The sequence below is a fragment of the Pseudomonas reactans genome (assembly GCF_013387025.1).
GTDB lineage: Bacteria > Pseudomonadota > Gammaproteobacteria > Pseudomonadales > Pseudomonadaceae > Aquipseudomonas > Aquipseudomonas reactans.
Genome location: NZ_JACAQP010000001.1, coordinates 282,990 through 293,218 on the forward strand (window position 1 = coordinate 282,990; position 10,229 = coordinate 293,218).

The 10,229-nt window shown below is 61.7% G+C and carries 9 protein-coding genes; 7 read left to right on the forward strand and 2 right to left on the reverse strand.

The annotated features are described in order from the left end of the window. Window positions 1–130: 130 nt before the first annotated feature. From HX793_RS01280 to HX793_RS01310, 7 genes are all read left to right on the forward strand, one after another. Entirely contained in the window at window positions 131–1,393 is a 1,263-nt protein-coding gene (locus tag HX793_RS01280; RefSeq protein WP_177094213.1) for an OprD family porin, read from the forward strand. Window positions 1,394–1,625: 232 nt separating this feature from the next. Further along, complete coding sequence (locus tag HX793_RS01285; protein WP_028616954.1) at window positions 1,626–2,450, forward strand: NAD-dependent epimerase/dehydratase family protein; 825 nt, start codon at window positions 1,626–1,628, stop codon at window positions 2,448–2,450. Window positions 2,451–2,452: 2 nt separating this feature from the next. Beyond that, entirely contained in the window at window positions 2,453–3,328 is an 876-nt protein-coding gene (locus HX793_RS01290) for an SMP-30/gluconolactonase/LRE family protein (RefSeq protein ID WP_177094211.1), read from the forward strand. A gap of 51 nt (window positions 3,329–3,379) precedes the next feature. Beyond that, window positions 3,380–4,342 (forward strand): TRAP transporter substrate-binding protein, encoded by a 963-nt coding sequence (locus HX793_RS01295; RefSeq protein WP_177050771.1) that lies wholly within the window; start codon window positions 3,380–3,382, stop codon window positions 4,340–4,342. A 64-nt stretch (window positions 4,343–4,406) separates the two neighbouring features. Further along, window positions 4,407–4,934, forward strand: coding sequence for a TRAP transporter small permease (locus HX793_RS01300; RefSeq protein WP_177050773.1), 528 nt, complete (start codon window positions 4,407–4,409; stop codon window positions 4,932–4,934). Between the two features lies 1 nt (window position 4,935). Then, complete coding sequence (locus tag HX793_RS01305) at window positions 4,936–6,216, forward strand: TRAP transporter large permease (protein ID WP_033902005.1); 1,281 nt, start codon at window positions 4,936–4,938, stop codon at window positions 6,214–6,216. A 2-nt stretch (window positions 6,217–6,218) separates the two neighbouring features. Then, window positions 6,219–7,076, forward strand: a complete 858-nt coding sequence (locus tag HX793_RS01310) for an aldose 1-epimerase (protein WP_177094259.1) — start codon at window positions 6,219–6,221, stop codon at window positions 7,074–7,076. A 91-nt stretch (window positions 7,077–7,167) separates the two neighbouring features. Here the strand turns inward: HX793_RS01310 and HX793_RS01315 are convergent, their stop codons facing one another. Then, window positions 7,168–8,313 (reverse strand): HlyD family secretion protein, encoded by a 1,146-nt coding sequence (locus tag HX793_RS01315; protein WP_177094209.1) that lies wholly within the window; start codon window positions 8,311–8,313, stop codon window positions 7,168–7,170. Beyond that, window positions 8,310–9,956 carry an MFS transporter gene (locus tag HX793_RS01320; protein WP_177094207.1) on the reverse strand — a complete coding sequence of 549 codons (1,647 nt, stop codon included), beginning with the start codon at window positions 9,954–9,956 and terminating at the stop codon, window positions 8,310–8,312. The genes HX793_RS01315 and HX793_RS01320 overlap by 4 nt, the downstream gene beginning before the upstream one ends. Window positions 9,957–10,229 lie beyond the last annotated feature (273 nt).

Consider the following 10,229-nt stretch of genomic DNA (forward strand, 5'->3'; position numbering starts at 1 on the left):
AATCAAGTTGCATTGAGTCATCGTATAACTTCTGCTTGACAGCTCTTGAAAACCTCGCAAATATCCCACTCAATGTTGTACGACAACGTATGACAAATAATAAAAACAACAAAAGAAAGGGAGCTTCACTGTGAGTTCACTCGCCCGCAATTCCTCCGTTCGCCTGGGTTTTATCGGTCTCGGCAGCCTGGCCTTTACCCTGCCCCTCGCCGCTTCGGCCGAAGGCTTCGTCGACGATGCCAAGGCCACGCTCAACCTGCGCAACGCCTACTTCAACCGCAACTTCACCAACCCGACCAACCCCCAGGGCAAGGCCGAAGAGTGGACGCAGAACTTCATTCTTGACGCCAAGTCCGGCTACACCCAAGGCACCGTGGGTTTCGGCATTGATGTGCTGGGCCTGTATTCGCAAAAGCTCGATGGCGGCAAAGGCACCGGCGGTACTCAGTTGCTGCCGATCCACAGCGACGGCCGCCCCGCCGACAACTTCGGACGCCTGGGCGTGGCGCTGAAAACCAAGTTATCCAAGACTGAATTGAAGGTCGGTGAATGGATGCCGGTGCTGCCGATCCTGCGCTCCGACGACGGCCGCTCCCTGCCCCAGACGTTCCGTGGTGGCCAGGTCACGTCCAACGAGATCGCCGGCCTGACCCTCTACGGCGGCCAGTTCCGCGGCAACAGCCCGCGTAATGACGCGAGCATGGAAGACATGTTCATGAACGGCAAAGCCGCCTTCACCTCCGACCGTTTCAACTTCGGCGGCGGCGAATACAGCTTCAACGACAAACGTACCCAAGTCGGCATGTGGTACGCCGAACTCACCGACATCTACCAGCAGCAATATTTCAACCTGACCCACAGCCAGCCCGTGGGCGACTGGACCCTGGGCGCCAACCTCGGCTTCTTCAACGGCAAGGAGGACGGCAGCGCCCTGGCCGGTGACCTCGACAACAAGACCGCCTTCGCCCTGATCTCGGCCAAATACAACGGCAACACCTTCTATGTGGGTTTGCAGAAACTCACCGGCGACAGCGTGTGGATGCGCGTCAACGGCACCAGCGGCGGCACCTTGGCCAACGACAGCTACAACGCCAGCTACGATAACGCCAAGGAAAAATCCTGGCAGGTGCGCCATGACTTCAACTTCGTGGTGCTGGGCATTCCAGGGCTGACCATGATGAACCGCTATATCAGCGGCAGTAACGTGCACACCGGGGCGATCACCGATGGCAAGGAATGGGGCCGTGAGTCGGAACTGGCCTACACAGTGCAAAGCGGTGCGCTGAAGGACCTGAACGTGCGCTGGCGCAACTCGACCATGCGTCGGGATTTCAGCAACAACGAGTTTGATGAAAATCGCCTGTTCATCAGCTACCCGATCTCACTGTTGTAGGGTTTTGGACCCAGCGCAAACTTGTAGTCGACACACAACCTCTGTGGGAGCGGGCTTGCTCGCGAATGCGGTACATCAGCACCGGATGAGTCGACTGACACACCGTATTCGCGAGCAAGCCCGCTCCCACATTCTGGCCATCACCTGACCGGAAGGACGTTGACAACGTGGGGAATCAATAACGATACTTCGACATAGTCATACGACAACCTACAACAACAATGGAACCCTCATGACCACCACCACAACCACGCCCGTTCCATTCAATCGCCTGCTGCTCACCGGCGCGGCTGGCGGCCTGGGTAAAGTCTTGCGCGAGCGCCTGCGTCCTTACGCCCAGGTACTCCGGCTGTCGGACATCGCCAATATGGCCCCGGCTGCCGACGCGTGCGAAGAAGTGCAACCCTGCGACCTCGCCGACAAACAGGCCGTGCACCACTTGGTAGAAGGCGTCGACGCCATCCTGCACTTCGGCGGCGTCTCGGTGGAGCGCTCGTTCGAAGAAGTGCTCGGCGCAAACATCAGCGGCATTTTCCATATCTATGAAGCCGCGCGCCGCCACGGTGTGAAGCGCGTGATTTTCGCCAGTTCCAACCACGTGATCGGCTTCTACAAGCAAGGTGAAACCCTCGACGCCCACTCCCCTCGCCGCCCGGACAGCTACTACGGACTGTCCAAATCCTACGGCGAAGACATGGCCAGTTTCTACTTTGACCGCTACGGCATCGAGACCGTCAGCATCCGCATCGGCTCGTCGTTCCCGGAACCGCAGAACCGCCGCATGATGCACACCTGGCTGAGCTTCGACGACCTGACTCAGTTGCTCGAGCGCGCGCTGTACACCCCCAACGTCGGCCACACCGTGGTCTATGGCATGTCGGATAACCTCGACACCTGGTGGGACAACCGCTACGCCGCCCACCTGGGCTTTGCGCCCAAAGACAGCTCCGAAGTGTTCCGCGCCCAGGTCGAAACCCAGCCACCCGTGGCCGCCGATGACCCGGCCAAGGTCTACCAGGGCGGGGCATTCTGCGCTGCCGGCCCTTTCGGGGACTGACCATGACCGCTGAATTGATCGTCGACGCCCGCAATGCCGTAGGCGAATGCCCGGTGTGGGTCCCCGAGGAAAACGCCTTGTACTGGGTGGATATCCCCAAGGGTGGCCTGCAACGCTGGAGCGCCGCCAGCGGCCACGTGGCGGCCTGGACCGCTCCGCAGATGCTTGCCTGCATCGCGCGCACCGAGGCGGGCAACTGGGTCGCCGGCATGGAAACCGGGTTCTTCCAGCTCACCCCGCACAACGACGGCAGCCTGGATGCCACGCCGCTGGCGGCTGTTGAGCACCCCCGCCAGGACATGCGCCTGAACGACGGCCGCTGTGATCGCCAGGGCCGTTTCTGGGCCGGCAGCATGGTGCTGGACATGGGCTTGAACGCGGCAGAAGGCACCCTGTATCGCTACGCATCCGGTGCGCCGCCCCATGCTCAGCTGGACGGTTTCATCACCTTGAACGGCCTGGCGTTCAGCCCTGACGGCCGCACGATGTATGCCTCCGATTCCCATCCGCTGGTGCAGCAAATCTGGGCCTTCGACTACGACATCGACACCGGCACGCCGTCCAACCGCCGCGTGTTCGTGGACATGCACAAGCACCTCGGACGCCCCGACGGCGCCGCCGTGGATGCCGATGGCTGCTACTGGATCTGTGCCAACGACGCCGGGTTGATCCATCGCTTCACCCCGGACGGTCGCCTCGACCGCTCCCTCACCGTCCCAGTGAAAAAACCCACCATGTGCGCTTTTGGCGGCAGTCGCCTGGACACCCTGTTCGTCACCTCGATCCGCGATGACCAGAGTCAACAGTCACTGTCCGGCGGCGTGTTCGCCCTCAACCCCGGCGTTGTCGGATTGCCGGAGCCGACCTTCACCCTCTAGCTGCATCGCTGTGCCTTGAATACAACAATAACAAGACAGGAATGAAACCCCATGGACTTCAAACGCACCTTGCTCGCCGCTGCACTTTTCACCCTCAGCAGCGCCGCCCACGCGCTGGAAATCAAATTCGCCGACATCCACCCCGCCGGCTACCCCACCGTTGTGGCCGAAGAGAACATGGGCAAGGCCCTGACCAAAGAAAGCAACGGCGAGCTGACCTTCAAGTACTTCCCCGGCGGTGTCCTCGGGTCCGAGAAAGAAGTGGTCGAACAGGCGCAAGTCGGTGCCATCCAGATGACCCGTGTCAGCCTGGGGATCGTCGGCCCGGTGGTGCCGGACGTGAACGTGTTCAACCTGCCGTTCGTATTCCGCGACCAGGCGCATATGCGCAAGGTCATCGACGGCGAGATCGGCGACGAGATCCTCGCCAAGATCACCAACTCCGAATTCGGCCTAGTCGCCCTGGCCTGGATGGATGGCGGCACGCGCAACCTCTACACCAAGAAACCGGTGCGCAAGATCGAAGACCTCAAAGGCATGAAAATCCGCGTACAAGGCAACCCCTTGTTCATCGAAGCCTTCAATGAAATGGGGGCCAACGGCATCGCCATGGACACCGGCGAGATCTTCAGTGCCCTGCAGACCGGCGTCATCGACGGCGCAGAAAACAACCCGCCGACCCTCTTGGAACACAACCATTTCCAGAACGCCAAGTACTACACCCTCACCGAACACCTGATTTTGCCCGAGCCCATCGTGATGTCGAAAATCACCTGGAACAAACTCACCCCCGCGCAACAGGACATGGTGAAAAAAGCCGCCAAGGCCGCCCAGGCTGACGAGCGCGTGTTATGGGACGCCAAGTCCGCCAGCAGTGAAACCAAGCTCAAGGCCGCCGGTGTCGAGTTCATCACCGTCGACAAAAAACCCTTCTATGACGCCACCGCGCCGGTTCGCGCCAAGTACGGTGCGGCCTACGCCGACATCATCCAGCGTATCGACGCCGTTCAGTAACGCCCTCCTTCTCTAGCAAGGCCCGGCGCGGTCGGCATCGACGCGCCCGGTTACGGTGAACGCCATGAAGAATTTAATGCTGCGCATCAACGACCGTATCTACATGACCTGCATCTGGGTCGCCGGCCTCTCGGTACTGGGGGTCGCGCTGATCATCCCCTGGGGCATCTTCGCCCGCTACGTCCTCGGCACCGGTTCGAGTTGGCCGGAGCCTACCGCCATCCTGCTGATGCTGGTATTCACCTTTATCGGCGCCGCTGCCAGTTATCGCGCCGGTGCGCATATGTCGGTAGCAATGATCACCGACCGCCTGCTGCCCCGCCAACGCCAGATCATCGGTGTCGTCTCACAGTTGCTGATGGGCACCATCTGCCTGTTCATGACGATCTGGGGCACCAAGCTGTGCCTGTCCACCTGGAACCAGTTCATGAGTGCCATCCCCACCCTGCGTGTGGGCATCACTTACATGCCGATCCCGATTGGCGGGCTGCTGACCCTGGTTTTTGTGCTGGAAAAACTCTTGCTCGGTGACCAGAGCAACCGTCGGGTCGTGCGCTTCGACCTGGTTGAAGAAAGCGAAGGGGCTGCCTGATATGGACGCATTGATTCTGTTGGGCAGCTTTATCGCCTTGATCCTGATCGGCATGCCCGTGGCCTATGCCCTGGGGTTGTCGGCACTGATCGGCGCGTGGTGGATCGACATCCCGTTCCAGGCCCTGATGATCCAGGTGGCCGGTGGGGTGAACAAGTTTTCGCTGATGGCGATTCCGTTCTTTGTGCTGGCTGGCGCGATCATGGCCGAGGGCGGCATGTCGCGGCGGCTGGTGGCGTTTGCCGGGGTGCTGGTGGGTTTCGTGCGCGGCGGCCTGTCGTTGGTAAACATCATGGCCTCGACGTTTTTCGGCGCGATTTCCGGCTCGTCGGTGGCGGACACCGCCTCGGTCGGCTCGGTGCTCATCCCGGAAATGGAACGCCGTGGCTACCCGCGTGAATTCGCCACCGCGGTGACCGTCAGTGGTTCGGTACAGGCACTGCTGACCCCGCCCAGCCATAACTCGGTGCTCTATTCCCTCGCGGCCGGCGGTACGGTGTCGATTGCCTCGTTGTTCATGGCCGGTGTGGTGCCGGGCTTGCTGATGAGTGCGTGCCTGATGGTGCTGTGCCTGATCTTCGCGAAAAAGCGCAATTACCCCAAGGGTGAAGTGATTCCGCTCAAGCAGGCGCTGAAAATCTGCGCCGATGCGCTCTGGGGCCTGATGGCCATGGTGATCATCCTGGGCGGCATCCTCTCGGGGATTTTCACCGCTACCGAGTCCGCCGCGATTGCGGTGCTGTGGGCGTTCTTCGTGACCATGTTCATCTACCGCGACTACAAATGGAGCGAGTTGCCCAAGCTGATGCATCGCACGGTGCGGACCATTTCCATCGTGATGATCCTGATCGCCTTCGCTGCCAGCTTCGGCTACATCATGACCCTGATGCAGATCCCGGCAAAAATCACCACGATGTTCCTGACCCTGTCGGACAACCGCTACGTGATCCTGATGTGCATCAACGCCATGCTGCTGTTGCTCGGCACGGTGATGGACATGGCACCGCTGATCTTGATCCTCACGCCGATCCTGCTGCCGGTGGTATTGGGTATCGGCGTCGATCCGGTGCACTTCGGCATGATCATGCTGGTCAACCTCGGTATCGGCCTGATCACGCCGCCGGTGGGCGCGGTGCTGTTCGTGGGGGCGGCGGTGGGCAAGGTCAGCATCGAGAAAACCGTAAAGGCGCTGCTGCCGTTCTATGGCGTGCTGTTCCTGGTACTGATGGCCGTGACCTACATTCCGGCGCTGTCGTTGTGGCTGCCAAGCGTGGTGCTCTGATGCTGATTGAACTGCAAGACAACCTGACCCACCTTACCCTCGCGCCGGCCACGGGAGGCAGCATCGTCAACTGGACGGTGCTCACCACCGGCCAGCCGTTATTGCGGCCCAGCGATGCCCACGCGATCAGCACCGGATTGCCAGGCAAGCTGGGCTGCTATCCCTTGGCGCCCTGGTCCAACCGGATTGCCGAAGGGGGTTTCGACAACCCCGACGGTTGGCTGGCGCTGACGCCCAATAGCTTGACCGACCCGCTGCCGATTCACGGCTCTGCCTGGCAACAGGCGTGGCAGGTGGTCAGCCAAGCGACGGATGAAGTGGTCCTGGAAATGGCGTGCGACACACCGTTCGCCTATCGCGCCGAGCAGCGGTTTCGCCTGGAAAACGGTGAGCTGAGCATCACGTTGCGGGTGACCCACCTGGCGGACAAACCCGCGTGGCACGGGTTGGGATTACATCCCTATCTGCCGCGCACAGCGGGTACCCGGTTGCAGGCCAAGGCGTCACAGGTGTGGATGAGCGACGCCGCCAAGCTGCCAACGGAGCTGGCGCCAGTGCCCACCGCTTGGGATTTCCAGCAGTTGAAAAGCCTGCCTGACGGCCTGGTCGACAACGGTTTTTGCGACTGGGACGGCCATTGCCTGATCGAGCAGCCAGAGCTGGGCTACACGCTGGAATGCCAGGCCACGGGGAGTGATTACTTCCTGCTGTACTGCCCGCCGGGGCTGGGGTTCTTTTGCATAGAACCGGTGAGTCATCCGGTGAATGCTCATCATCTGCCAGGGCGGCCTGGGCTGAAGCTGTTGGAGCAAGGCCAGTCAACTCACCTCACTTTCAACCTGAAATACCGCCCCCTGTAGGAGCCCGGCTTACCGGCGATGGGGCTCTCAAAATCATCACCAGACTTTCGGACGCTATCGCCGGCAAGCCGGCTCCTACAGAGAGGCTGTGTCAGGGCGGGCTGTTCTTTAATCGCCCCGCCGTATCAATGCTGACCACCACCGACAACCCAGGCCGCAACCGCTCGCTCTCGGCCTGGTCCGGGTCCACCATGATTCGCACCGGCACGCGCTGGGCGATCTTGACGAAGTTGCCGGTGGCATTGTCCGCCTGCAACAGGCTGAATTCCGAGCCGGTGGCCGGGGAAATATGCTGCACCGTGCCGCGAAATTTGCGGTGGTTCAGCGCGTCCACCGTGAAAGTCACCGGCTGGCCGACCTGCACGTTGTCCATCTGGGTTTCCTTCATATTGGCGATCACCCACAACTGCGGCGGCACCAGCGCCATCAACTGTGCGCCGGAGTTGACGTAGGCCCCGAGCCGCACACCAATCTGCCCGAGCTGACCATCGCGGGGCGCCGTAATGCGGGTGTTGGACAGGTCGATACGCGCCAACTCCACCGCCGCCTCGGCACTGGCCACGGCCGCCTCCAGGGAGCCACGGTTGACGATCACCGTCTGCAGGTCTTGGCGGGCGATTTCCAGGCTGGCCTGGGCTTGCGCTACAGCGGCGAGGGTCTGTGCGTTGGCGGCGCGGGTTACGTCCAGCTCGCGCTTGGACACCGAGCCATCGCTGATCAGCTCTTCGTTGCGGCGCAAATCGGCGGTGCTCTTGCGCGCCTGCGCCTGGCTGTCCACCAAGGCGGCCTGGCGCAGCTTGATGGTGGCTTCGGCGCTGTTGCGCTGTTGCACCACATTCGCCAACGACGCTTTCTGCACCGCCAGTTGCGCCAGCGCCTGGTCCAGGCGCTGCTTGTAGATGCGGTCGTCGAGGCGCACCAGCAAGTCGCCGGCCTTCACGTACTGGAAATCCTGCACCGGCACTTCGAACACATAACCGCTGAGCTGCGGCCCGATGATCGTGACCTGCCCGCGCACCAGCGCATTTTCGGTGGTTTCCACCGCGCTGCTGAAGGGTGGCAACTGCCAGGCGTACAGCACAATCAGCACGCCGACGATGGCAATCGCGGCAAAGCCCAGGGACGAGATGATCCGCACCCGCAACGGGCGTAGCTCGGTGGGCACCGCGCCGGGTGGCGTGCTGCCTTCCGGGGTGGAGGCGATGGCAGTGGTCGTGGTGGTCGAAGGTTCGGTCATGAAGGTGCGCCGCTGGGTTGAACGGGAGTGGCTGCTGCTCGGGTGGTGCTCATCAGCCACAGACTGCGGATAAAGATCCAGATCATGGTGAGTATCGCGATGATCGCGATCAACATGAAGACATCGTTGTAGGCCATCACGTTCGCCTCACGGGTCGCCGCCGTGGCCAGGCTGCGAATGCCCATCAGGTTGCGCAGCTCGGGGTCGGCGACAATACCGCCATAGGCCGAACCGCCGCTCTGCACCCGCGCGGCCACACGCGGGTCGAGCAGGGTCAGGTGCTCGACGATCATGCTGGAGTGATACTTCTCGCGCACGATCTGGAACGTGCCCAGCAACGCCGCGCCAATCAGGCCACCGAGGTTCTGGCAGATGCCGAACATCACCGAAAAACTCACCAGGTTGCGCGGGTTGGTCAGCACGTTCTTGGTGCCCAACACCATGGTGGGGCCGAGGAAGAACGTGCCGCCGAAGCCTAGCAGGAACTGGCTGATGTACAGGTTCTGTGGGCGGGTGAGATTACTGGAAAAACTGTCCATCACCGAGCCGGTGGCCATCAGCGCCAGGGAAATCACCAGCGGCATCAACAGGTGCGCCGGGTTGATGGTCAACGCACTGGCCACCAGCCCGGCAATCGCCCCGGCGAGCATCACCACGTACAGGGTGTGCATCTGCTGGTAGCTCATGTTCAACATCTGCATGAACCCCACCGCGCCGGTGGACTGCTCCGACAGCACCATGCGAATCAGGATCACCGCCAGCGCCAGGCGGATCATCACGCCACTGCCCAGCCAGCGGGTCATCAGCATCGGGTTGGCGCGGTTATGCTCAATGGCCAGGCCGGCCATGATCAGCACCAGGGAACAGGCCGAGGCGATACCGATCCAGGGCGCTTCCAGCCACCAGTCGATGCGGCCCAGGGACAACACCGCGCAAAGCAAGGCGACGCCGGTGGCGAGGATGGCGAAGGTGAGGAAGTCGAGTTTTTCAAAGGTCTTGAAGCGGTCGCCGGGTGGCAGTTTGAGCAGGAATACGCAACCCAGGCAGATCAACGCCATGCCCAGCTCGAACAGGTACAGGCCACGCCACTCGGCGATTTGCAGCAGGTCTTCGGAGAACAGGCGTGCCAAGGGTAAAGCCAGTTGCGCGGTGCCCAAGCCCAGCACGAGCGCCTTTAAGCGCCATTTGGCCGGGAATGCCTGGATCATGTAGTACAAGCCCAGCGAACTCAGCGCCGCGCCGACCATGCCATGGGCTGCGCGCACGGCGATGGCCGAGCTGAGGTCGTTGACGAACAAGTGGCCGAAGGTGACCAGCGCGTACAGCACCAGGAACACTTCGGTGAAGGCGCGCAGGCCGAACTGTTGGCGGAACTTCACCAGCAGCAGGTTCATGCAGACGTTGGTCATGACGTAGGCGGCGGGGAGCCAGGCCATTTCGGCGGTGGTCGCACCGAGGGCGCCTTGCAGGTATTGCAGGTTGGCGATGACCAGCGCGTTACCCAGGCCCCCGGTGATTGCCACCAGCACGCCGACCATCGCGAACAGCCAACGCTTGTGCGTGGGGTGCAGCGGGGTGGACGGTGAACCTGGGAGGCTTGGGCGCTCGTGGGGTTCCCAGGTGTGGGGGGTGTATTTGTTCATTCCGTGACCTAGATGAGCCGACCCGGGGGAGCCGGTGAAAGCATACTCAGAGAGTAGTAAACCTGAGGGGAGTTCATCTTGTCATGTGGGGGTGGGGGGTTGGTGGTGTACATATCCGTTATTTGGGTAACGTCGGCTATTGGTTCCGCCCTTACGGCGGGTTACTTTCGAAAAGCGCGAAAGTAACCAAAGCGCTCTTGCCCCAACACTCGGTACCTCGCCTAGGCTCGGTATGCCCGTAATCCGACAGGGATTTGGGGGGCCGCCGCCACG